At 53.3% G+C, this 23,318-nt stretch carries 21 protein-coding genes; 12 read left to right on the forward strand and 9 right to left on the reverse strand.

The genetic code is table 11. The features are described from left to right. Nucleotides 1-99 precede the first annotated feature (99 nt). The gene (locus BQ5383_RS11965) at nucleotides 100-1,485 is read right to left on the reverse strand and encodes an MATE family efflux transporter (RefSeq protein WP_139193417.1); all 1,386 of its coding nucleotides are present in this window, start codon (nucleotides 1,483-1,485) and stop codon (nucleotides 100-102) included. A gap of 471 nt (nucleotides 1,486-1,956) precedes the next feature. On the opposite strand from BQ5383_RS11965, the gene BQ5383_RS11970 reads away from it, so the two are divergent. From BQ5383_RS11970 to BQ5383_RS11980, 3 genes are all read left to right on the forward strand, one after another. Continuing rightward, nucleotides 1,957-2,460, forward strand: a complete 504-nt coding sequence (locus tag BQ5383_RS11970) for a putative periplasmic lipoprotein (protein ID WP_071432286.1) — start codon at nucleotides 1,957-1,959, stop codon at nucleotides 2,458-2,460. A gap of 312 nt (nucleotides 2,461-2,772) precedes the next feature. Then, on the forward strand, nucleotides 2,773-4,149 hold the full coding sequence (locus tag BQ5383_RS11975) for an MBOAT family O-acyltransferase (RefSeq protein ID WP_071432288.1): 1,377 nt from the start codon (nucleotides 2,773-2,775) through the stop codon (nucleotides 4,147-4,149). Nucleotides 4,150-4,168: 19 nt separating this feature from the next. Beyond that, nucleotides 4,169-5,356, forward strand: a complete 1,188-nt coding sequence (locus tag BQ5383_RS11980; RefSeq protein WP_071432290.1) for a DHHW family protein — start codon at nucleotides 4,169-4,171, stop codon at nucleotides 5,354-5,356. A 259-nt stretch (nucleotides 5,357-5,615) separates the two neighbouring features. On the opposite strand, the gene BQ5383_RS11985 is transcribed toward BQ5383_RS11980, so the two are convergent. Beyond that, nucleotides 5,616-5,999 (reverse strand): metal-dependent transcriptional regulator, encoded by a 384-nt coding sequence (locus BQ5383_RS11985; protein ID WP_071432292.1) that lies wholly within the window; start codon nucleotides 5,997-5,999, stop codon nucleotides 5,616-5,618. A 567-nt stretch (nucleotides 6,000-6,566) separates the two neighbouring features. On the opposite strand from BQ5383_RS11985, the gene BQ5383_RS11995 reads away from it, so the two are divergent. Next, nucleotides 6,567-8,333, forward strand: coding sequence for a phosphoenolpyruvate carboxykinase (GTP) (locus tag BQ5383_RS11995; protein ID WP_207646814.1), 1,767 nt, complete (start codon nucleotides 6,567-6,569; stop codon nucleotides 8,331-8,333). Nucleotides 8,334-8,502: 169 nt separating this feature from the next. On the opposite strand, the gene rbr is transcribed toward BQ5383_RS11995, so the two are convergent. Together rbr and BQ5383_RS12005 are read right to left on the reverse strand one after the other, a co-directional pair. Beyond that, nucleotides 8,503-9,042 carry a rubrerythrin gene (gene rbr, locus BQ5383_RS12000; RefSeq protein ID WP_071432295.1) on the reverse strand — a complete coding sequence of 180 codons (540 nt, stop codon included), beginning with the start codon at nucleotides 9,040-9,042 and terminating at the stop codon, nucleotides 8,503-8,505. A gap of 70 nt (nucleotides 9,043-9,112) precedes the next feature. Further along, a complete protein-coding gene (locus tag BQ5383_RS12005) occupies nucleotides 9,113-9,505 on the reverse strand; it encodes a Fur family transcriptional regulator (protein ID WP_071432297.1) in 393 nt (130 codons plus the stop codon). A 198-nt stretch (nucleotides 9,506-9,703) separates the two neighbouring features. Between BQ5383_RS12005 and BQ5383_RS12010 the strand changes: the two genes are divergently transcribed. Next, nucleotides 9,704-10,459 carry an exodeoxyribonuclease III gene (locus BQ5383_RS12010; protein ID WP_071432298.1) on the forward strand — a complete coding sequence of 252 codons (756 nt, stop codon included), beginning with the start codon at nucleotides 9,704-9,706 and terminating at the stop codon, nucleotides 10,457-10,459. Between the two features lie 154 nt (nucleotides 10,460-10,613). On the opposite strand, the gene BQ5383_RS12015 is transcribed toward BQ5383_RS12010, so the two are convergent. Then, nucleotides 10,614-11,060, reverse strand: coding sequence for a hypothetical protein (locus BQ5383_RS12015; protein ID WP_071432300.1), 447 nt, complete (start codon nucleotides 11,058-11,060; stop codon nucleotides 10,614-10,616). A 429-nt stretch (nucleotides 11,061-11,489) separates the two neighbouring features. On the opposite strand from BQ5383_RS12015, the gene BQ5383_RS12025 reads away from it, so the two are divergent. After that, complete coding sequence (locus tag BQ5383_RS12025) at nucleotides 11,490-12,062, forward strand: glycerol-3-phosphate responsive antiterminator (protein ID WP_071432305.1); 573 nt, start codon at nucleotides 11,490-11,492, stop codon at nucleotides 12,060-12,062. Nucleotides 12,063-12,245: 183 nt separating this feature from the next. On the opposite strand, the gene BQ5383_RS12030 is transcribed toward BQ5383_RS12025, so the two are convergent. Further along, nucleotides 12,246-12,908, reverse strand: coding sequence for an L-2-amino-thiazoline-4-carboxylic acid hydrolase (locus BQ5383_RS12030; RefSeq protein ID WP_071432306.1), 663 nt, complete (start codon nucleotides 12,906-12,908; stop codon nucleotides 12,246-12,248). A 241-nt stretch (nucleotides 12,909-13,149) separates the two neighbouring features. Between BQ5383_RS12030 and BQ5383_RS12035 the strand changes: the two genes are divergently transcribed. Both BQ5383_RS12035 and BQ5383_RS12040 read left to right on the forward strand, forming a co-directional pair. Next, on the forward strand, nucleotides 13,150-13,470 hold the full coding sequence (locus BQ5383_RS12035) for a hypothetical protein (protein WP_071432309.1): 321 nt from the start codon (nucleotides 13,150-13,152) through the stop codon (nucleotides 13,468-13,470). 29 nt (nucleotides 13,471-13,499) lie between these two features. Then, nucleotides 13,500-14,726: a class I SAM-dependent rRNA methyltransferase gene (locus BQ5383_RS12040; protein ID WP_071432311.1), complete on the forward strand. Its 1,227-nt coding sequence runs from the start codon at nucleotides 13,500-13,502 to the stop codon at nucleotides 14,724-14,726. A gap of 351 nt (nucleotides 14,727-15,077) precedes the next feature. On the opposite strand, the gene BQ5383_RS12045 is transcribed toward BQ5383_RS12040, so the two are convergent. The 3 genes from BQ5383_RS12045 to BQ5383_RS12055 all read right to left on the reverse strand — a co-directional run bounded on the left by BQ5383_RS12045 (nucleotide 15,078) and on the right by BQ5383_RS12055 (nucleotide 17,932). Continuing rightward, nucleotides 15,078-15,698 (reverse strand): hypothetical protein, encoded by a 621-nt coding sequence (locus BQ5383_RS12045; RefSeq protein ID WP_071432313.1) that lies wholly within the window; start codon nucleotides 15,696-15,698, stop codon nucleotides 15,078-15,080. A gap of 2 nt (nucleotides 15,699-15,700) precedes the next feature. Next, nucleotides 15,701-16,804, reverse strand: coding sequence for an oxidoreductase (locus BQ5383_RS12050; protein ID WP_071432315.1), 1,104 nt, complete (start codon nucleotides 16,802-16,804; stop codon nucleotides 15,701-15,703). 714 nt (nucleotides 16,805-17,518) lie between these two features. After that, nucleotides 17,519-17,932, reverse strand: a complete 414-nt coding sequence (locus BQ5383_RS12055; RefSeq protein WP_071432317.1) for a PH domain-containing protein — start codon at nucleotides 17,930-17,932, stop codon at nucleotides 17,519-17,521. A gap of 325 nt (nucleotides 17,933-18,257) precedes the next feature. Between BQ5383_RS12055 and BQ5383_RS12060 the strand changes: the two genes are divergently transcribed. From BQ5383_RS12060 to dinB, 4 genes are all read left to right on the forward strand, one after another. Then, nucleotides 18,258-18,698, forward strand: a complete 441-nt coding sequence (locus BQ5383_RS12060) for a zinc ribbon domain-containing protein (protein ID WP_071432319.1) — start codon at nucleotides 18,258-18,260, stop codon at nucleotides 18,696-18,698. Between the two features lie 21 nt (nucleotides 18,699-18,719). Further along, on the forward strand, nucleotides 18,720-19,637 hold the full coding sequence (locus BQ5383_RS12065) for a M15 family metallopeptidase (protein ID WP_083389949.1): 918 nt from the start codon (nucleotides 18,720-18,722) through the stop codon (nucleotides 19,635-19,637). Nucleotides 19,638-19,660: 23 nt separating this feature from the next. Continuing rightward, complete coding sequence (locus BQ5383_RS12070; protein WP_071432323.1) at nucleotides 19,661-21,799, forward strand: zinc ribbon domain-containing protein; 2,139 nt, start codon at nucleotides 19,661-19,663, stop codon at nucleotides 21,797-21,799. A 142-nt stretch (nucleotides 21,800-21,941) separates the two neighbouring features. Further along, a complete protein-coding gene (gene dinB / locus BQ5383_RS12075) occupies nucleotides 21,942-23,198 on the forward strand; it encodes a DNA polymerase IV (RefSeq protein WP_071432325.1) in 1,257 nt (418 codons plus the stop codon). The last annotated feature ends 120 nt before the right edge of the window (nucleotides 23,199-23,318 follow it).

Here is a 23,318-nt window from a genome sequence, read left to right on the forward strand (position 1 = left end):
GCTGATCCACTTCTCAGGGGATGTTCAGCAAGCAAGGTATGCTGTCAGGATACGGCGCTGAAAAATTTCCCAGGCATTCTGTGTACCAAAGATAAGATTTTAATGATACCAGTTCTGGCGCAGGAAGCGGCGGCGGCAGACAATGCCCCGGAAGGTCAGATCCGCGAACATAGCCACCCATACCCACTGGAGACCCAGACCGAAGCCGAAGACAAAAATCACCGCCAGCAGCACCCGGATTCCCCAGACGCCTACCAGATTGATATAGAAAGGCCAGCGGGAATCTCCTGCGCCTCTCAAAGCGCCGGTATAGATATTGGCCCAGGCTTCACCCGGCTGAGCGAATGCCACCACCCGCAGCAGGCTTGCGCCCAGAGCGATCACGGCGGCGTCCCGGGTAAAAATGGAGATAATAGGCGCGGCCAGCACAAACAGCAGCACGCCGGTGACACTCATACAGGCAAAGCCCATGTTGGCGGCGATACGGCCAAAATTCAGCCCCTTCTCCGGCTGAGAGGCACCCACGGACTGTCCCACCAAAGTGGTGGCCGCCACTGAAAAACCGAAGGAGGGCAGATAGGAAAGGCTTTCCGCCTGTACTGCCAGATGGTGAGCCGCCACGGCAGTGGTGCCCATGGTGGAAACAATCCGCAGATAAGCCACCTGTCCCAAAGACATGGTGATTCGCTCCAGTGCCACAGGGATACCCAGAAAGGCTGCCCGTACCAGGACTGGGCCATCAAAGGAAAATTTACCTCCAAGGCTCAGCTTCAGCCCACTTTTGCCCTGCAGCAGGGGAAGCAGGACCAGCACCGTGGCCGCCCCGATGGACAATACAGTTCCCAAGGCCGCGCCCGCTGGTCCCATTCCAGCCCGGGGGATGGTGAAGCTGTTCCCGCCGATCTGCACAGTCAGGGGAGGGAAGATAAACAGCCAGTTGAGAAAGATGTTGAGTACAATGGCGATGATGTTGGCAGTCATGGGGGTGCGGGTGTTGCCCATACAACGCAGTGTGGCAGCCATCACCGTTTCCAGACTGTTGAAGAAAAAGGAAAAGCACACCACGCCGAAATATTGCCCTGCCAGGGGCAGTACCTGGTCTTCGGCTCCCATCAGGGCGGGAAGCACCGGGGTCAGCAAAAAGCAAATAAGCGTCAGCGCTCCTCCTGAAAGGGCGGAAAAAACAAAGGCCTGCCGGATAACGCTGGAGGCCCGGTCCAGGTCTCCGGCCCCTACATCCTGGGCCACCTGGACGGAAAAGCCAACGCTGACCGCTGCGATGATGCCGTTTACCAGCCACAGCACCGGCGCGGTGATGCCCACGGCGGCGGTACAGGCGGCGCCCAGCACCCCAACCATGGCAGTGTCCGCGAAGTTGAGAACGGTGAAGGCGATCTGTTCCAGGATTGTGGGCCAGGAGAGTTTGAGAACAGTGGAAGCGGGGGTTTTCCCCAGCTCCAATACATTCATTGGTTGTGCAGCCAAGTCGTCAGGTCCTTTCTTTTATTTGATCTATGGGAAAGCGCTGTGTTGGAACTTGAAAAGAAGGTCAGGATAGTTTCTTCTATCCCGAGAAAAAGAGGGGCGGAAGCGGAAAAACAGTTTCTCAAAACGTTATTAATCTTAGCATAAAACCTCTTTTCTCACAAGAGAGGAAGGCAGCTGCTGAATAAGGGCGGAAAAAGGATTAGCTGCCCTAAAAGCGCATAGAATAAAAGAAACGGGGATATGCGGGAAAAAGCGGACCGGACCAGGGGAACTGTTGGATTTTTGGGGTAATAGCTTCAGGATGGCCTGAGCGTGCGCTTGAGATTTCCAGGGAGCAATTCCCAAGTTTGAGAGAAAATTTTTCAAAAAGTGCTTTTTTATGCAGTAAAAATGGAAAAAAGGACCACTGATAAAAGGATGAACTTAAAAGGTGTTTCCAGCGGTGGTCCTCGTGGGAGGGCTTGCATCATGAAAAAAATATTGCCATGGGTGATGGCTGTTTTGCTGCTGACCGGCTGTGGAGCTTCAGAGCCTTCGCAGCCTCCGACCCAGTCTGGTGAGAGCACGGTTCCCCAGACCAGTTCAGATGCATCCGGGGATACTTTACAGCAGGAGGCTGTCCGGCTGTGGCAGATTTCTCAACCGGTTTATCTGGATTTGGAGCAGACAGCCGCTCTGCTGGGGCTGAAAACAGAATGGCTTTCCGATGGCTGGGGCGTGGTTTCCGCCAAGGAGGAGTGTCCCGATACCTTGATTTTCCTTTCGCCTGTGCAGGAGAAGGAGAAAAAGGCGGAACAAAGCCTGGAGGATCGCCTGTCATTTTTGCTGGAAGCTTTCCCGGGGGAGACAACCATGGGCAGCGTTTTTCTCACCGGCAGCGGACCGGTGCTGGCGGTAACCGGAACGGGGGAGGACCCCTCCAGACTCCGGGAGCTGCTGGTGGAGCGGCTGGGGACAGCGGAAGAAGCTTGAAAAATTTTCAGAATTCTCCCTGGTAAAAAAAGCGGTTTTTTCTTTGCCGGACTTTCCAGCGGAGGCTTTTTCTGCTATAATACAGAACAGACTGTTTGGGAAAAATTCTCTCCGGACCTTTTTGGGGATACGCTGGCCATCTGAAAAAGAGAGTGCTGGAAGAGCACAGTCCCTTTCTACCATTGCCCTGACAGAGGCTTTGGAAGAGTTGTAAATATGATTTCCCTTTTGGTTTATATGCTTTAACGAAATTTACATCGAATTTCGGATTTTTTAAAATCTCAGGAAAGTACAGCAAGCGGAGGATTGTTCATGGTTTTCAGCAGCATCCTGTTTTTGTTCCGGTTCATGCCCATCGCCTTTATTGTTTATTATCTCACCCCCAGGCGGTATAAGAACCTGGTGCTTTTTATTGAAAGCATCATCTTTTATTCCTGGGGCGAGGTAAAATATTTTCCCATCATGGTGGCCTCGGTGCTGGTGGATTACATCGCCTCCAAAGGCATTCGCCTCCACCGCCAAAACAAGGCCGCCTGTAAGGGCTTTCTGCTGATGTCGGTCTTTTTTAATCTGGGAATGCTGTTCTTCTTCAAATATACCGACTTCTTTATTCAAAATATCAATGCCGTGGCGGGCACTTCCATCCCGCTGCTCCATCTGACGCTCCCCCTGGGCATCAGCTTCTATACCTTCCAGACCATGAGCTATACCATTGACGTCTACCGCGGCGATGTGGAAGCGGAGCAAAACATCATTGACTTTGCCGCCTTTGTGGTGCTGTTCCCCCAGCTGATCGCCGGTCCCATTGTCCGGTATACCGACATCAACCGGGAACTGAAGGAACGCACCATGGACCTGGGGCAGATTCAGCGGGGCGTGGAGACCTTTATCCTGGGCCTGGGCCGGAAGGTGCTGCTGGCCAACAACATCGGCGCTTTGTGGAGCGAGGTGGAGGCCATGAACTACGGCTCTATTTCCACCCCTCTGGCCTGGATGGGCATTCTCGCCTTCTCTCTGCAGATCTACTTTGACTTTTCCGGTTATTCTCTCATGGCTATCGGCCTGGGACGGATGCTGGGCTTTGAATTCCCTCAGAACTTCAATCATCCTTATATCTCCCGCAGCGTCACCGAGTTCTGGCGCCGGTGGCATATGACCCTGGGCTCCTGGTTCCGGGAATATCTGTACATCCCTCTGGGAGGCAACCGGTGCAGCAAGGCCCGCAACTTCTTTAATATCCTGGTGGTTTGGGCCTGTACCGGATTCTGGCATGGAGCCAGCTGGAACTTTGTACTGTGGGGCTTGTTCTTCTTCGTTTTTCTGGTGCTGGAAAAAAGCTTCCTGCTTCCCCGGCTCAACCGTCATCCCGTTCTCAGCCGGATTTACCTGCTGCCGCTGCTGCTGATCAGCTGGACCCTGTTCGCCATTACCGATTTTTCTCTGCTGGGCCAGTATTTCCATACCATGTTTGTCTATCAGCCGGGAGGAGATTGGGTCTATTATCTGCGCAACTATGCTGTGGTGCTGGTGCTGGGCATCCTGCTGTCCACTCCGCTGCTGGAGTGGCTGGGAGAAAAGGTCTCGGGCCACCGCTGGATTCGCTACAGCTTTTTGAGCGTGGTGCTGGTGGTTTCTATCGCCTATCTGGTGGATGCCACCTATAACCCGTTCCTGTATTTCAGATTCTGAGAAAGGGAGGCTCAACGCAATGAAAGAAAAAATAAAAAAACTGCGCCGCTATCCCTTTTTAGTGGTTTTTGTGGCCTTTATGCTGGTGGTTTTCTGTGCCGATATGCTCACCACCCGCCGGCAATATTCCGAGCTGGAAAATCGTACCCTGAAACAGCGTCCGGATTTTTCCCTCAAGAGCCTGGTGGAAAATGAGTACACGCTGGAGTATGAGGAGTTTGTCAACGATCAGTTTGTGCTGCGGGATCAGTGGATCACCCTGAAATCTGTGGCGGAAAGCGCCTTGGGTAAAATTGAAAACAACGGCGTTGCCTATGGCAAGGAGCACTATCTCTTCGGCAAGACCACCCAGACAGACCAGCAGCAGGTGGACCGGAATGTCAGCTATGTCAATCAGTTCATCAGTGGTTATGATGGGGATGTTACCTTTGGCGTCATTCCCAATTCCTATGCTATTTTGACGGACAAGCTGCCGGTTGGCCTGGAAAACATCAATATCGATCAGAAATCCCTGATTCCCCAGCTCCAGCAGCAGGTACAGGGAGAAAATCTCAATACACTGGAGCTGCTGCCGGTGATGGAAAGCCACAGCCAGGAGGAGATCTATTACCATACGGACCACCACTGGACCACTCTGGGCGCCTGGTACGCTTATGAAGCTTATGCTCAAAGCCGTGGGCTGGCCTATGGTTCCCTGGAGGAGATGGAAGCCTGGAAGCAGGCGGTACCGGATTTTTACGGCACTTATTTCAGCAAGTCCAAGAACTTTGACGCTCAGCCGGACACCATCTATTGGTATGATTTCCCGGTCACGGATGTTACCATTGACGGCAAATACACCCTGCCCACCAGTGACGGCGGGGAGATCCCGGTGGAAGGGATGTACAATGTATCCCAGTTCAGCCAGCGGGACAAATATGCCGCTTTTCTCTATGGCAACAACGGCTTGACCGTCATTAAAAGCGAGAACAACAAGAATCATCAGGATGGAGTTACCAGCCGGGTGCTGCTGATCAAGGATTCCTATGGCAACTCTTTGGCGCCCTTCCTCACCTGGAGCTACGATGAGGTATATGTGGTGGACCTGCGGGCGCTGCCCATGACGATGAGCCAGCTGCTGGAGCAGACGGAGTTTGATGATGTGCTCATCCTTTACAATTATGAAAGCTTCCAGCTGGACCGCAACGTGGTGCGCCTCATTGCCTGACGGCGTCTGAGCCTGTGAGGAATGGCCTGCGGGGAAGGGGCTGGGACCATTGACTGCTGTGTATCCACTTGTCAATGATGAAAAGCGGGAAAGGCTGCTTTTCTCCCGGAAGCTTTGAAAAACAGAAAAGGGGCTTGCCTGGACCAAAAAGAGAGGAATCAGATCTCATCTTTTGGTCCGGCAAGTCCCTTTTTATTGGGAAAAACAACCGCTGTGCTGTCATTGCTGCTGAGAGCCTGTCATCCCCGTGAAATTGAAATCAGGCAGGATTCCCAGGGAGAAAGGCGGCGCTGGCTGCCATACAGCTTCGGGTTTGGCGGCTGAGCCAATACAAACAGCGCACAGCGTCCTGCTCCGCTTCCGGTTGGGGGACATGAAGGCATTGGGTAAGGTAATTTTGCAGCAGAAGAAATTCCTGATACAGGCTTTCCGATTGCCGCTGTCCCTGGAAGGTAAGACGGATCCTGCCGTAAGGTTCCTTTTCCACCATTCCTTGGGAAATCAATGCCCGGAGCATTTTGGCTACACTGGCCCGTGTGACATTGAGACAGCGGGCCACATCCACAGAGCGTACAGCCGTGTCATGCTGGGTCAAACGGTAGATGGTCAATAAATAGCAAACGCAGGAAAAGGATGGCGGCAAGGGGATACACCTCCGTAAATTAGCATATGCTAACTTAAAAGCAAAAAAGAAGCAGCATATTAGCTGCAACTAACTACATAGAAATCATAACACATGGGAAAAGGGATGTCAAGAAGAATGGAAATCAGCGGCAATGGTCTTTGGCAAAGGACCGCTGGTGGAGGATAATGACAACAGGCGCAAGTGCTGTTTCTGCCCCGGATGTGCTGATTTTTTTTCAATCAAAAACAGGTACTGCCTGATGGAGGAAGACCAAGTCAGGAACAAAGAAAACAGGAACAGCCACATGAGACAATGGAAAGTTTTTTCTGGAGTTCAGAGAAAAAACGAACGCCGCCGTAAAATAAAAGGAGATATTTTCAACATTTTTGCATAGTTTGACTATAGATTTTTCGTTGCAAATGGACTATAATAGATTTGATTTCGGATTTTTGCATAGTTTTCATAACAACTTTGTTATGATTACCTTTGCAAAAAAATGCAACACCGAAATGGGTTTATATGAAGCAAAGAGTCTGAGAGATTGTGGAATATAGGACCAACAATATACTTTAGGGGGATATCAAAATGAGTCTGACCAACAACAAGTATGTTCTGGGATGGATCGAAGAGATGAAGGCTCTGGTCAAACCTGATCAGGTCATCTGGATCGATGGCAGCAATCAGCAGCTGGAGCAGCTTCGGGCCGAGGCTTGTTCCACCGGAGAGATGGAGAAGCTCAATGAGGAAAAGCTTCCCGGCTGCTATCTTCATCGCACCGCCCCCACCGATGTCGCTCGGGTAGAGGGCAGAACCTTCATCTGCACCCGCAAGAAGGAAGATGCAGGTCCCACCAACAACTGGATGGATCCCAAGGAAGCCTACGAAACTCTGGGCAAGCTTTATGACGGAGCCATGAAGGGACGTACCATGTACATCATCCCCTACACCATGGCCCACAGCGGTTCGCCTTTTGCAAAAGTGGGCATTGAGCTGACCGACTCCATCTATGTGGTGCTCAATATGTGCATCATGACCCGGGTGGGTCCCAAGGCTATGGAGCAGCTGGGAGATTCCCCCGATTTTGTTAAGGGTCTCCATGCCAAGAAAGACCTGAGCGAGAAAGACAAGTACATCTGCCAGTTCCCGGAGGACAACACCATCTGGTCCATCAACTCCGGCTACGGCGGCAACGTGCTGCTGGGCAAGAAATGCTTCGCACTGCGTATCGCTTCCTTCCAGGCCAAAAACGAGGGCTGGATGGCCGAACATATGCTGATCCTGGGCATCGAGAATCCCCAGGGAGAAACCAAGTATATCACCGCCGCTTTCCCCTCTGCCTGCGGCAAGACCAATCTGGCGATGCTCATTCCTCCGGAGATTTATGCCAAAGCCGGATATAAGGTATGGTGCGTGGGCGACGATATCGCCTGGCTGCGCATTGGTCCCGACGGACGGCTTTGGGCGGTCAATCCCGAGTATGGCTTCTTCGGCGTGGCTCCCGGCACCAATGCCAAGTCCAACCCCAATGCCCTGGCCAGCTGCAGCAGGGGTACTATCTTTACCAATGTAGTACATAATCTGGATGACAATACTGTTTGGTGGGAGGGCCTGGATAAGAATCCGCCTCGCAACGCCATCAACTGGAAGGGCGAGAAGTGGGACTATACCGACGGCTCCAAGGGCGCTCATCCCAACAGCCGCTTTACCGCTCCCGCCAAGAATTGCCCCTGCATCAGCCCCGAGTTTGACAATCCTCAGGGCGTGCCCATCAGCGCCATTATCTTTGGCGGCCGTCGTGCCAAGACCGCTCCTCTGGTGTATGAATCCAGAGATTGGGCCCATGGTGTGTTTGTAGGTTCCGCTATGGCTTCCGAGACCACTGCCGCCGCTTCCGGCGCTGTTGGTGTTGTCCGCCGTGATCCCATGGCTATGCTGCCCTTCTGCGGCTACAATATGGGCGATTACTTTGCTCACTGGCTGGAGATGGGGGAGAAGCTGGGTGACAAGGCTCCCCGCATCTATAATGTCAACTGGTTCCGTACCGATGAAGAGGGTCATTTCCTCTGGCCCGGTTTCGGCGACAATATGCGTGTGCTGATGTGGATTCTGGGCCGGTGCGAAGGTAAATTCGACGCCGTGGAAAGCCCCATCGGCAATCTGCCCAAGGTGGATGATATCGATCTGACCGGTCTGGATATGACCAAGGAAGATCTGGCGAATCTGCTGACAGTGGATAAGAAGCTGTGGGCAGAGGATGCCGCGGGTATCCGGGAGTTCTATGCCAAGCTGGGCGACCGTCTGCCCAAGAAGCTCATGGAAGAGCTGGAGATTCTGGAAAACAACGTCAAATAACTTCTTCTCTCCTTGTCCTTCCGGCCATGCCGGTCGGGAGGACAGGGTGCTTCCCCTGATTTTTTCTGATAGCTCTCACCCTATGGGATATGGAGAGCGCTCATGCCGCAGAAAAGGCCGATGTCCAAGGACATCGGCCTTTTTTGCATCAATGGGCGGAGAGGAAAAATCAGTAGTTTTTCACATTCAGGCAGAAATAAGCCTGGGGATGATCGCAGACAGGACACTTCTCAGGAGCGTTGGCGCCAAAATGAATGTGGCCGCAGTTCAGGCAGATCCAGCCCACTTCCTCACCCTTGGCAAAGACAGAGGCCTCTTCCACGTTTTTCAGCAGGGCCAGGTAACGCTCCTCATGGTGCTTCTCGATCTTGCCCACTGCCTCAAACAGATAGGCAATCTTCTCAAAGCCTTCCTCATGGGCTTCCTTGGCGAAAGTGGCATACATATCGGTCCACTCGTAGTTCTCACCGGCAGCAGCGTCCTTCAGGTTGGTGGCAGTGTCGGGAACCTGACCGTCATGGAGCAGCTTGAACCAGATCTTGGCGTGCTCCTTTTCGTTGTTGGCGGTTTCGGTGAACAGCTGAGCGATCTGCTCATAGCCTTCCTTTTTGGCTTTGGAGGCGTAGTAGGTATACTTATTGCGGGCCTGGGATTCACCGGCGAACGCGGCGGCCAGATTGGCTTCGGTCTTGGAACCTTTGAACTCCATAGTCATTGTCCTTCTTTCTGTTGATAATCTGTGATATTGATATGGCTTGCGCCAGCTTGCACAATTTCATTCAGCCCTCGGTTTTTTTGTGGTTCCGGCAGTTGGGACACAAGCCGCTGTAGACGACTGTTCTGCCGGTGACGATGTATCCAGTCTGCTCCTCCACTGAATGGTCGGCGGAGGAAAAAGCGGTGGATTCCACATCACAAACCTGTCCGCAGTTGATGCAGATAATGTGGGAATGGGGCTCCAGGCGGCCGTCAAAGCGGTCTCCGCCCAGGGGCATACTGAGCTTTTGCAGCGTTCCGTTTTCAGCCAGAAGATTCAGATTGCGGTACACGGTGCCCAGGCTGATTTTGGGCTCCGCCATCCGGACGGATTCATAAACCATGTCCGCGGTGGGGTGTACAGGGTGCCGCTGAACTGCTTGCAGGATCAGCTCCCTCTGCCTGGAATATTTCATTGGACCTCCTCGCAAGATCTAATTAATAATAGTAATAATGATTACTGATTTGATTTTACCATAAAAGTCTGAAATGTCAAGAGCCTGGAAAGAAAAAATTTCTTCCTCCCGGTACCTTGCGCTTTATGGCGGTGTATGGTACCCTTTTGATGGCGGAAGGAGAGATATTTTTCCGTCCAAGGAAAGGAGAGAACAGCGATGAAACTGATCTCATGGAACGTCAATGGCCTGCGGGCCTGCCTGGGCAAGGGGTTTATGGATTTCTTCACCCAGGAGCAGGCGGATATTTTTGCTTTGCAGGAAACCAAGATGCAGCAGGGACAGGCTCAGCTGCCCCTGGAAGGATATTATGAATACTGGAACAGCGCTGAGAAGAAGGGTTATTCCGGCACAGCTGTTTTTACCAAAAAGGAGCCCCTTTCGGTACGGTATGGACTGGGAATTGAGGAACATGACCATGAGGGGCGGGTCATCTCGCTGGAATTTGAAAACTTCTGGTTCGTCACGGTTTATACCCCCAACTCACAGCGGGATTTGGCCCGGCTGGAATACCGGATGACCTGGGAGGACGCTTTCCGGGCTTATCTCAAGGAGCTGGAAAAAAGCAAGCCGGTCATTGTCTGCGGTGACATGAACGTCGCTCATCAGGAGATCGATCTGAAAAATCCCAAAACCAATACCCGCAACGCCGGTTTCACACAGGAGGAGCGGGATAAGATGACCCAGCTGCTGGACAGTGGTTTCTGCGACACTTTCCGCCGGCTGTATCCCGACGTCACAGGGGTGTACAGCTGGTGGAGCTATATGTTCAACGCCAGAGCCAACAACGCGGGATGGCGCATCGACTACTTTCTTACCTCAGAGCAGCTGATGCCAAGGGTGCGGGACAGTCTGATCTATACCCAGGTTCTGGGCAGCGATCATTGCCCGGTGGGTCTGCTGCTGGAGGACTGAGGGCTTCACGGTTCAGGCAGGAATGTTCCGGCCTGTCCCTGACAAAAGAGATAAGTTCATTCCTCCACATGGACCTGCTGCCGCAATAGAAAAAGGGACCCTCCACTGCCTGAACAGGCAATGGAAGAGGTCCCTTTGCTGATAGAATTTGCTTTTACATCCGCCGCCAAATGACGATGAGCAGCAGCAGAAAGGAGAAAGCGGTAACAACACCGCAGGCATAGGTGATGATATAAACATCCTGGGAAACCAAAGCACCGGTCACCATTTCTGTGGTGGGGGTACTTTCCCGCAGCAGCTCCGGCAGCTGCCCCAAAATCTCCAGCAGGCTGTGAGGCAGGTCGGCAATCAGGCGGTCCATCAGCTCCCGGTTAGGAAGCAGCCGCACCAGCGCCCAGCTGACAGCGGTGACAGTCAGGCTTGCCAGTGTAAAAATAATGGAGCCGGCCAAGGCGGGTGTGATCCGATATCCTCCGGGGACCTTCCAAAGGCGGCGTCCCCGCCAGCGAAGAAAGCGCAGCCGCGTCCCCGCCCGCTGAAGGAAGTTGCGGGCTTTTGCAGGGAAGGATGAGGAGGTTTGTTTGGTGGTCTGCCCGGTCATGTACAGGGTTCTCCTTTCCCGAAATAAAAGATCGTAAACACATCCCCACAGATCCAGAAACTTCCAACAGCTCTGAATCTCCGGATGAAGCTCTGATAATCCAGGTTTTCAGTCGATGCAGAATGGGGAAAAGGATTGGCATCAAATCTGTATCCAGCTTTCAGGATGGTGTGGTTGCTTAAAAGCGAATGGTATGATAATCTGAGGACATTTATTTTATTCTACCATATTTCGACGGAAAAAGACAACCAGGCAGCTGAACTTTTTTCTGTCCTTTGCGGGAAGAAAGAGTTTCCTGCCCTGACCAGGGTGGGATGGTACTGCCTGAGGTCAGGGGATATTTTGTTTGACATCCCACGCGCTTGCTGTTATGATTAGGGAAAATCAACCATAGCCGCTTCCCGGCGGCGGAACGGACGGTGAACACAGGTGGAACATAGAGAACAGGTGGCCCAGCTGTTGGAGGAATCCCCCATCATTGCGGCTGTCAAGGATGACCAGGGGCTGGAAGTGGCCCTCCATACCGAGTGCCGGATGGTATTTTTGCTGTATGGCAACATCTGCAATGTAGCGGAACTGGTAGCCAAGCTCAAGGATGCGGGAAAAATCGTTATGGTCCATGTGGACTTGATCGACGGTTTGGCCAGCAAGGAGGTGTCGGTGACCTTTATCCGCCGCAACACCAGAGCGGACGGGATCATCAGCACCAAGCCGGTGATCGTCAAGTTTGCCCGGGAGCAGGGGCTGATGACGGTGCAGCGGTTCTTTCTCATTGATTCCATCGCCATGGAGAACTGCCGGAAATACATTGAGACAGGCAATGCGGATATGATCGAAATCCTCCCCGCCGCTATGCCCAAGATCATCCGCAAGATCACGGATTACTGCAAGATCCCTGTGATCGCGGGGGGACTGATCACCGACAAAGAGGATATCATGCTGGCTCTCCAATCAGGGGCTATGGGTGTTTCCTCCACCAATCACAGTGTCTGGAATCTTTGAAGAATGGGGGCAGATGTCTTTCTGGAACTTTTTCCCAACAGCAGGAGGAGCTTTCGGCAATGACGCCTTTGGCTTCACTTGAAGGATGGTACAAGCCCCATTACTCATTATAAAGAAAAGCGTCCGTTTCAGAAAATGCTGAAACGGACGCCTTTTATCTGTACTGCTTTTCTCTTTCTGTTTTTATTCTTCCAGGGAACATCCGGGGAAAAGGGCCGCCCATTCTCCCATGGCCTGAGACAGGATCGCTTCTTTAGGAGCTCCTGCGGCATCCAGAACTTCGCTGACCACATTCAGCAGTTCTTTACAGTGGAAAGCGTAGCTTTTCTGTACGCTGTTGCCCAGCACTGCCTTTTTCTGTGCCAGGGAGGTTTGTTCCTCCGGCGTCAGCCCTTCACTCCACCGAAACAGGCAGCGGTCATCTCCGGCGCCCATGGTTTCCTCCACTGTCAGGTAAAATCCGCCCCCATATCCGGTGCACAAGCCAGCATCCACCTGACGGCAATAGATTCTGCCATATTCCCAAAGTCCATACTGCTTCCAGGCATCTGCCCAGGCGCAGCGCTCCACTGCGGACAGGGTACTGTCATGCTGAAACTCCAGGGAAGAGCTGTTCTCTCCAGGGCGGCTGTTCAGTTCCCCATAGAGAAAATAACCCGCCAGATCTTTGGAACCGTTATGGGTTTCAGCGTTTTTGGCCATACGGCGGCCCCGGCGGAAACCATATCGGAAGGTGGCCCGCTCCATCAGATCTTCCCCTTCCTCGCGCCCCAGATGCTCACAGACGGCCCGGCAGATTAAGGCGTATAAAACGGCATGATGAACGATCCTCAACTGTTGTGACATTGGCCCACTCCTCCTTTTTTCCAGTATAACCTGTGGGGGTAAAGCCGTCAAGAAGGATGCACTCTTGCGGCATTGCCTGGGGCGTGTTACAATAGGTGCTGTCAAAAAGTCCCTTTGGTATGAAATGCTTTTCAGACGGGGGAGGTTTGCAGGCTCCGGGTCCAGAAGGCCCTGTTCACCAGTAATGTGAGGAACAGGAGGGACTGAAACGTTTGGGGCAGGCGGAAAGGAGCAGGACAGAATGGAGCGATACTATTTTCGGGGAGATGGCCGTAAACAGGCGGCACAGCTCCTCTTTGGAAAAAAGGAAGATTTTGATCTGGGCCGGTATGAGATTTATGAGGAGCTGGAACTGGCCCTCCAGGAGGATGGCAGATTTTCCGTATGGGGTAATCTGCCGGGGGACAGCCAGCTGCTTCGGGATACCCATCCGGATTTTGACCGGATACTGCCTCAGCTGCTTCCTCTGGCGGACAGGATGGAGGTGGAGGAGCCCCTCCCTGATGATGGAGAACCCTGGGTGGACCCCAACGATCTGGTGGATTTTGAAGGCTGGGAATAACCGGCCGGGAAAGGAAAAGGAACAAAAGGATGAACAAACGGCAATATCCTGTTTATACCGTCACGGAAAAGGCGGAGAGAAGCATCCGGGGAGGCCATCCCTGGGTCTATCATACTGAGATCCTGGAGACTTCCGGGGAGGCGGAAAACGGCGGGCTGGTGGATGTGGTAAGCAAAAAGAACCGGTATCTGGGCACCGGGCTGCTGAGCCTGGAATCCAAGATCCGGGTGCGGCTCATCTCTCACAATGCCAACGACCGCTTTGACGAAGCCTTTTTTGAGCGGCGTCTGCGCCATGCCATAGATTATCGCCGCACGGTGATGGGGGAGGACTTCTCCTGCTGCCGCCTGATTTTTGGGGAAGCGGATCTGTTTCCCGGGCTGACAGTGGACCGCTTTGGGGATATTCTGGTGACCCAGACCCTGTCCATCGGGATGGAACGGCGCAAGGAGATGTTGTTTCCCATGCTGTACCGCATCCTGACGGAGAGCGGTGAAAAAATCAGCGGCATCTATGAGCGCAATGATGTGGCCATCCGCCGTCTGGAAGGATTAGAGGAGGGAAAGGGCTTCTTTCCTCTGCCGGGAGTGGATACCTCGGGTCTGACGGGAAAGACGGAGATCGTGGAAAACGGTATCCGCTATGAGGTGGATTATGTGGAAGGGCAGAAAACCGGATTTTTCCTGGACCAGAAATATAACCGCCAGGCGGTAGCCCGGCTGAGCAAGGGCAAAAAGGTATTGGACTGCTTTACCCATACCGGGGCATTTGCCCTGAACGCCGCCGCGGCGGGGGCCGCTCATGTGCGGGCGGTGGATATCTCTCCCGACGCTATCGCGCTGGCGGAAGAAAACGCCCGGCGCAATGGGCTGACCAATATGTCTTTTCAGACCGCCAATGTTTTTGAGCTGCTGACCCAGTACGCCCAGGAGGGAGGCTGCGACTATGATTTTATCATTCTGGACCCGCCTGCCTTCACCAAGTCCAACGCCACAGTCAAAAACGCGGTCAGAGGATATAAGGAGATCAACCTCAAGGCCATGAAGCTGCTGCCCAGAGGAGGCTATCTGGCCACCTGCTCCTGTTCTCATTTTATGACTGATGAATTGTTCCGCAAAATGCTCCATGAGGCTGCGGCAGACGCATGTGTTCAGCTGCGGCAGATTGAAGGACGGCAGCAATCCCCTGACCATCCGATTTTGTGGAATGTGCCGGAAACAGATTATCTGAAATTTTACCTTTTCCAGGTGTTTTAACGGCGCAGAAAAAATGGATAAAAGGAATCATCCTCAAATTGGGGGATGGTTCCTTTTTTAAACTTTTTGCCCGCTGATTGTTTTGTCTTCCGGGTAGATTTATGGAGAACAGGAACAGTGGGAGAACCGCTCTCCGGAGTAAAGTCTCCAACGTATAGGGAGAAGTGACTTGTCTTTCTTCTTTGCAGCGGTGACGACTGAAAAAGTTTCCTCCGCTCCGCTGTCAGTACGCTTCCGGACACTGTCGCCTTTACCGCAAACCTTTCAGAAAAATGCCCCAGGGGCCGGAGAAGCAGATCTCCAGCCCCTGGGGTCGTCCATATATAGCGAGGAATGTGTATGGCAAAATGATCAGCCCAGAGGCAGAACCTCCAGAATCCGGACGAAGGTAGCGCCTACGGGAATCTCAGGATTTTCCGCTACCAGCTGGTCAATGACCGCTTGATCGGTCTCCAGGGCGATGCGGAAGCGGGCGCCTTTGTTCCGCTCATTTTTGTCGGCAGCGTCCTTGGTGTAGATGTAATAGGAAACCATACCGTCCCGTCCGGCGGCCAGGTTGGCTTTGGTGACATTTTCCGAGAAGGTGAAGGAGAGATGATCCTCACCGGCGGGATAGGGAACAAAGTTGGCCAGATTCACAGTACCGTCATCATTGACAGTGGCCACAGAGCAGGAGCCCTCGGCGTCCCGAATGGCCTGCCGCAGCTCCTCACCGGTCAGAGAGCTGTCCTCATAGAAAGTCAAAGAGGCAGAAGAAACGGCATCAGGGGTTTCAGCGGCCTCAGAGGAAGAGCTGCCGCCCTCTGAAGTGGTAGCGGAGGACACCGCCTCGGCGGAATCGGAGACAGAAGCGGAAGCGGACTGGGAAGCAGAGGCGCTTTCACTCTGACTGCTGGAGGAAGGCGCGGCAGAGGCGCAGCCGGTAACGGTCAGCGCCAGGACAAGAGCGATGGAAATCAGTTCCTTTTTCATGATTATTTCTCCTCCTTGGAAGATTCTTTGGGGGCGCGGCCCCACTGAACGCAGCTGACAGGCTGCCCGGTCATAATGGACGCCACACATTTGGCGTTGCAATAGGTGCAGTAGAGGATCTCATTTTCCCGGCCTTCGGAAACTTTCAGCGGCCAGTAGGGATCGGCCACCAGCTGGCGGGACATTCCCACACAGGCAAAGCCCTCTTCCAGCAGCTTTTCCATCGCGTCGGCGTGCTGAAGCTTGCCCACGATGCAAACCGGTTTGGTGGCGCAGCTGAGCACAGCCCGGCCCAGATGATTGAAGCAGCCTTCGCCCTTGAGATCAGGATGATTGAAGGCGGGGATGGTGTCCCGGATATTGGAGTGATTGGCGATGGCCACATGGAAGCTGTCCACACCGGCAGCCTCCAGCACCCGGACAAATTCCGGTACCTCCTCCAGGAGTGCGCCGCCGCGGCCCAGACGGGGGCTTTCGGTACGGATGGTCAGTTTGTAATCCAGGGTCATTTCCGGCACAGCAGCCCGGACAGCCTTGACCAGTGCCTCAGCGTAAGCAGTATGAGGGGCGTACTTGTCGGTGCGGTGGTTGAACAGAGCGGAAGAGAAGCTGCCCACCAGCCGGTCGCCATGGATCTGGATCATGTCCAGGCCGATTTCCTGAGCGTTGCGGGCGGCGGTAACAAACTTCTCAATGATCTCGTCCGCCTGTTGGGTGGTGAGATTGTCGGCATAGGTCATCATGTTTTCCGCCAGCAGACGATGGACCTCATCGCCGGAGATTTTATCCCGCTGCCGGTACAGGCTGCCGATATAGGCTACATCATATTCAGGATGGAACAGCTGAACGGCAACCTTGCAGCCATAACGGTGGCAGATCTCCAGCACCTTGCGGAAATAATCAGCGAACTTCATGGAATCCAGGGAAGGAGCTCCCAGCATGGAGGGAACAACCGACACATCAGGCAGTACGATCAGGGAAGTGCCGCCCTGGGCGATCTTCTCATAGAAATCCAGTCCCTCCCGGCCAACGGAGGTGGGGGCGAAAACGATGGGGTTTTTCAGGGTTACATTGCCCAGGGTCACGGGGGTGAAAAGCTTGTTCATATCGGTCCCTTTCTGTAGCTTTGCTACGGTCTTTATGTTTACGGTCAAATCCATTTAACTGACGAAGTCAACGTTATGGATGGTACCGTTGAAATATGGCCATAAGAGAGACAAAATATGAACAAAATGTAAATTACTGATAAAATCAGTTAGTTTTGGTTAAAAGGCCGGAAACAAAGGTAAAAAGCGCCTTTGAACGGTGTTTCTGAACAAAGGGACGGCAACGATTTTGGGGATAAAAAGAGGTGAATTTTTATTGTCATGGAAAAACTTACCGGAAGAAAAAGTATACCGGCGTAAAGGCCGCTCTTTTAAGCCTTTTCAGTTTTCGGCATTTTCTGTGCCCGAGAGCAGTATAAAAGAAGTTTAAAAATCACATCCGTTCCCAAAAGGTATCAGGCTGCCGGATACTTTATGTTTTAGTTTTGGAAATATCCCACTGTTTCACAGGGGAGAAGAATGATTTTATTCCTGCTCTACTATCGGTGCCCAAAAAGAAAAAGGCGCGGCAAGAGCCGCGCCGGAAAAACTTTGCGGCAGAGCTGCGGCTGGGTTCCCAGGAACAAAAGCAGGCGCTGTAATAAAGGGAAGAAAGCGAATCCCTCCCGTAATTTTATCAGCACTGTCGCTTCTGCGCAGAACAACAGCAAAACAGACACTACCTTGACTGATTTCAGTATAAAGGATGAAAAATCATTTTGTCAAGCTTGATGCTTACTTGGTGCAGCCATCATCAAAGAGCTCGTCATCGTCATCATCCCCAGAATCGTTATCATCGTGAAGAACTTCGCCCACACGCATCCGCCGGGCGATTTTCATCTCCTCCACCTGTTTGTGGAGCAGCTCCTTCACATCCATGGGCCTCCTGATGTTTTTCATTTCCAAATGGGGGATGGATTTATCAGAGGAATGTACAGTGACAGTACCTACGCCGAAAATCCGCTGGAACAAGGAAATGGACAGGCTCAAATCCCGAACCCGGTAAAGGATGACTTCCTCCTGGCGGGTGTTGAGCAGGCCGGTTTCCAAAAACAACCGATCTTCGCTGAGGGAATATTTTGTAAAGCTGATGGGCATACCCAAAATCCGCTTGCGGTCGCTCCAAAGCAGTTGGATATGGTTTTTCATCAGGCAGGTCAACTCCTTTCTTTGCTGTCGGTACAATCAAGAATCCGATATTGAGAATATTGTAGCATTTTCCTGGGAAAAAACAAGCGAGGAATCAAGATTTCCCTGCCCAACAGATGAGAAACTTTTGTTGTTCCGCTTTTGCGTAAGCGTCAGTTTGAAAGAAGCGGGAGAAAAATTGGTGGGAAAGGCAAAGTGCAGCTGTATTCATGAAGAAACCATGAACAGATGCCTTCCTTCCTTTACGGATGTGGAGAAGATGTAGTATAATAAAACCAATAACAGCCGATGGCTGAAACATCCCGGAACATGGGAGGGAATATCATTGAGTAAAGTAAAGCACCTGTTTCATAAAGGATTTACAGCTGTATCGGAGCAATCCGGACTGCTGCTGGAGATTTCCCGCCTGAAATCCCGCATTACTCCTCTGGAGGACCGCAACGAGGCCCTGAGAGAGGAGCTGGGACAGCAGATCTATCGCCTGTGGAAAGAGAAAGCCCCCTTGGAAGCGACAGTGGAGAAGTTCTGTACTCAGATGGCCGCCAACGACAGGGAGATTCAGCGTTTATCCAGGGAGATCGACAAGCTGCGCAGGCCTGAAAAGCCAAAAGAGCCCCAGCCCCAGGGGATTGTATGCGTATGCGGGGCTCTCAACCGGCCCCATGCTCGATTCTGCGCCAGGTGCGGCGCACGTCTGGGAGAGCTGCCCGCGGAGGAGGAGCCGGGTGCTCCCCAATCGGAACAGGATGCCGCTACATTGCCGTAAAGCCGGTGTGAAAGGAACATCATGATGAAAAAGAAACGCTATCAAAAAAGATATACCAGAGCAGAGATCATCCGCAACCGCATCCTGGTAGTGCTGGTGGTGCTGGCGCTGGCATTGGCGGCCGCCTGCGGACTGTCCATGCTGGGGGATGGAGATGAAGTATCCCAGGAGCAGTCCTCCTCCAGTTCCCGGAGTGAGACGGAACAGGAGCAAAACTCATCCTCCCAGGAGGAGCCCTCTTCTCAGGAGGAGCCCTCTTCCCAGGAGGAGCCTTCCTCTGAGCAGGAGCCTTCGGAGCAGTCTTCTTCTCAGGAGTCTTCCGCCGGGGAGGAACCCTCTTCCCAGCCCGTGTCGGCTTCGGGAGAACCCTCTGAGGAGGACCCCTTCTACGAGCCGGAAATGCCCATTTTGGTCAATCCCACCAACCGCATTCCGGAGGATTATGTGCCGGATGTGGCGGATATGGGCAATGGCTATCAGTTCGACCGTAAGGCTACCCAGGCTTATAATGAAATGCTCCGGGCGGCCAACGCCGACGGTATCAGCCTGTGGGTGGTGTCCGCCTATCGGGATAACGACAAGCAGACCACCAATTTCAATAACAAGGTCAAGGAGTATGAGGCGATGGGCTATTCGGCCCAGGAGGCTTACGACGCCACCGCGAAGATCATTGCCGTACCCGGTACCAGTGAACATTCTCTGGGGTTGGCGCTGGACCTGAACAGTCTGGAACAGAGCTTTGAGAATACCGAGACCTATCGCTGGCTGGTAAGCCACTGCGCGGAATATGGCTTTATTCTCCGGTACCCCAAGGATAAGGAGGACATCACCGATATCATCTTTGAACCCTGGCACTACCGGTATGTGGGCACCAATCACGCCAAGATCATTATGGAAAATAAGATCTGCCTGGAGGAATACCTGAGCGGAGATTACTGATACCGAGGGGAGGAAAGGGACCCATGAAATATTGTATCCATTGTGGGGCGGAGATCCCTGACGACAGTATCTTCTGTGATCACTGCGGCAAACGGACGGAAGAAGCGTTGGAGGCGCCCTCCCAGCCCCAGAAGAAAAAAAGCTCCCCCCAGAAAGGAAAAAAGAAGGCGCCTGCTGGTGAAAGCAGGGAACAGCCCCGAGAGGAAAATAAAAGGGGCTGGAAGCTGTTCCTGGGGCGGGACGAAGCGCCTTTGGACCGGGACAGTACAGCCATTACCATGCCCCGGTCTGTGGATCAGGACCCGGTATACCGGGCTTCCCGGTGGCTGCTGGCTCTGGTAGCGCTGCTGATGGTGGTTTTTGCCGGAACACTGGCGTACAATTTGTATTGCCGGATGGGCTTTGGGGACAATAAATACAAAAACATCCCGGTCATCTATGTTCAGGGGGATAATACGCTCAAATTCAGCAGTCCTCTGGTGGAGGAGCCGGTAACTATTACTCAGTCTCTCAACTGGGGAAATATGTCCCTGGAAGAAATGACCTGCCTGTCGGAAGATGGGAAGGATCTGCTCTATCTCAACAATTATTCCAGCGGCTCCGGGGACCTGTACCTGCGCAATACCGACAGCGACCGTCCCCGGTATGGAGAAAAGGAAGACAAGGGCGTCAAGGTGGATGAAAACGTGGTGCCCGGACAGTTTTTCTGGAGCAGCGATGGGAAATATGCCATCTATCGCAAAAATGACGGGGATCTGTACCGCTGGCGGAAAAATAAAGCGGTGGAGAAGCTGGACACTCAGATTGAGGAAATCGTGGCGGTGACCACCTCCGGTCAGGTGCTCTATACCAAGGCGGAGGAAGGCGCAGGGGAAGGAGTGACCCTGTACAGCAAGGTCCTGGATTCCAATGATGACGACAAGCTGAAACTGGATACCGGTGTTTCCCAAATTTTTTCCTGCAATGCCGATGGCAGCAGCATCTATTACGGTAAGCCCAGCGGAGATGAGCACAATCCCTGGGATGTTTATCGTTACACCCCCAAGGGCGGCAGTGAAAAGCTGGCGGGAATGGTGGTGCAGCTGCTGGATTATAATGACAAGGGCGAGCTGTTTTTTACCAGAGCGGAGCCTACGGAAATCGATCCTTTCCAGTATTTTGTAGATGATATGGCGGAAACGGATGCGCAGATTACTGAGGAGCCTCAGCTGAGCGATTATAATATTGAAAAAACCACCATCTGGGGTGTGCCGTACACCGTGCCGGACTATGAAGGGTATCAGGCGGCGCTGGAGGCCTACCAGGCCAAGCTGAAACGGGATGAGATCCGGGAGGCTATTGCCGGCGAAAGCCGTACCATCACCACCTATCAGCTGTTTCATAAAGCGGGCAGCAGCGAGACCCGCCTGGATTTTGGCATCCGCTGGGTGGAGTCCGCGGATGCTGGTACCGGCAACGCAGTCTACACCAAGGAACGGGTCACTTCCGGACAGTCGGTGCTCATTTCCGATGTAGAGGACGCCGAGGATGCCATCCGTCTGCTTAGTGCCGTCAATGGCAGCGCGGTGCAGGATTACTACTGGGCGCGGGTAGGCAAGGAGCCCACAGTCTTTGTGACAGCCACCAATGAGGAAACGGTGAGCGTCACATTGGACCCCGGGCGCGGCGTTTATTATCTCCTCATTGAGCAAGGCAAGGAGGGAGGCACCCTTACCTGGCTGCCGGTGGAGCAGGAAGGATTGGGCGTATCCCGCAAAACAGATGACGACGTTTATGCCATCACCGATATTTTCTATGGCAATCGGATGCTTTATTATCGTGACGTCACCGGAGAAAAGGGAACCTTGTGCGGAGCCAATGCAGGCAGCAAGGAGAAGCTGAGCGAGGGTGCGTCGGAGCAGCTGTGGCTGGAGGAAAATGGTTCCGCCATGATGCTGCTGCGGGATTACAGCCAGGAGCTGGAGATGGGCGAACTGATCCTCTATCGGGACAGCAACAGGCGGGTGGCTACCGATGCCCATGCCTACAGCTATCGCACCAGGAACTATATCTATGTCCAGCGCTCTTACAACACCACCAGCGAAAAGGGCGATTTGTATCTCTATACCGGCAATGACCAGAAGCTGACATTGTTGGATTATGACGTAACGGATTTCGGATAAAGGCGGAAAGAGGTATATGATGTGCCCAAAGCCTGAACACTGGCGCTGATTAAACAGTCCCTGTCAGGGACCTCCGGAATATTTCTGGGGGTCCTTGATTTGGACGACAAAAAGAACATTTATTCGCAAAGGAAGTGAAAGAATGGACCGGGTGATCCTTCATTGCGACTGCAACGGCTTTTATGCTTCGGTGGAGTGCCTGCTGCAGCCCTCTCTGCGGCAGGTGCCCATGGCGGTGTGCGGCGATCCCGACAGCCGCCACGGAATCATTCTGGCGAAAAACGAGCTGGCCAAGGGTTATGGCATACAAACGGCGGAAACCCTTTGGCAGGCCCGTCAGAAATGTCCGGAACTGGTGCTGGTACCTCCTCATCGGGAGGAATATCTTCGCTGCTCCCGGCTGGTCAACGAAATTTACCAGCAGTATACCGATCAGGTGGAGCCTTTCGGCATCGATGAATCCTGGCTGGACGTCACCGGCAGCAGACAGCTGTTCGGGGAGGGGCCGGAGATCGCTGATCAGCTTCGCCGCCGGGTCCGGGAGGAGGTGGGGCTGACCATCTCTGTGGGGGTGTCCTTCAACAAGGTCTTTGCCAAGCTGGGCAGCGACTACCGCAAACCGGATGCCACCACCGTCATCACCCGGGAAAATTTCCGACAGATCGTCCACCCTCTGCCTGTTTCAGCGCTTTTGTATGTGGGACGCTCTGCCCGACAGACCCTGGAATCCTTGGGTATCCATACCATTGGACAGCTGGCAGAGGCAGCTCCTTCTGCCCTCACCCCCCGGATGGGCAAGCTGGGCCCTCAGCTGATCGCTTATGCCAGAGGGGAGGAGGACAGTCCTGTCCGCTATATTTGGGAAGAGCAGGAGGTCAAATCAGTGGGCAACTCCATCACCTTTCCCCGGAACCTTACCACCCGGGAGGAGGTGAACGCCGGCATCACCGCTTTGGCGGACGAGGTGGCGGGACGGCTGCGGAAGCATGGGCTCCAATGCGCTACCGTACAGATTCAGATCAAGGACCCCCAATTTCGGGTTATCTCCAGGCAGAAGGCGTTGGAGCAGCCCACCGATCTGGAACGGGAGATCCGCAAGGCGGCGCTGGAGCTGGTGTGGAACAACTGGACCCCGGGCGCACCCATTCGGATGCTGGCGGTTACCGGAGCTGCCCTCACCAGCGGCGGAGGAGAGGGGATGCAGCTGACCTTTTATACCGGTGAGGAGGAGAAGCGGAAACGTCAGCGGCGTTTGGAGCAGGCGATGGACCGGGTCCGGGACAAGTACGGCAAAGAGGCCCTTTCCTTCGGGCGGCTGCTTCACAACGACCTGGGATTGCGGGGTGCGGGAAAAGAGCGTTCAGAAGAGAATGACAGTGGTGATTCCGGTCAAGAATGAAAATATGGGATCATACAGAGAACAATCAGGATTAAAATAGGGGTATTTTTGTATATAAAAGATTGAAATATACTAATTGTATTGAAAAGTTTGGAGATAAACAGGCCATAACCGTGTTTT

Source organism: Angelakisella massiliensis (genome assembly GCF_900104675.1).
In the GTDB taxonomy this organism is placed as follows: Bacteria; Bacillota; Clostridia; order Oscillospirales; family Ruminococcaceae; genus Angelakisella; species Angelakisella massiliensis.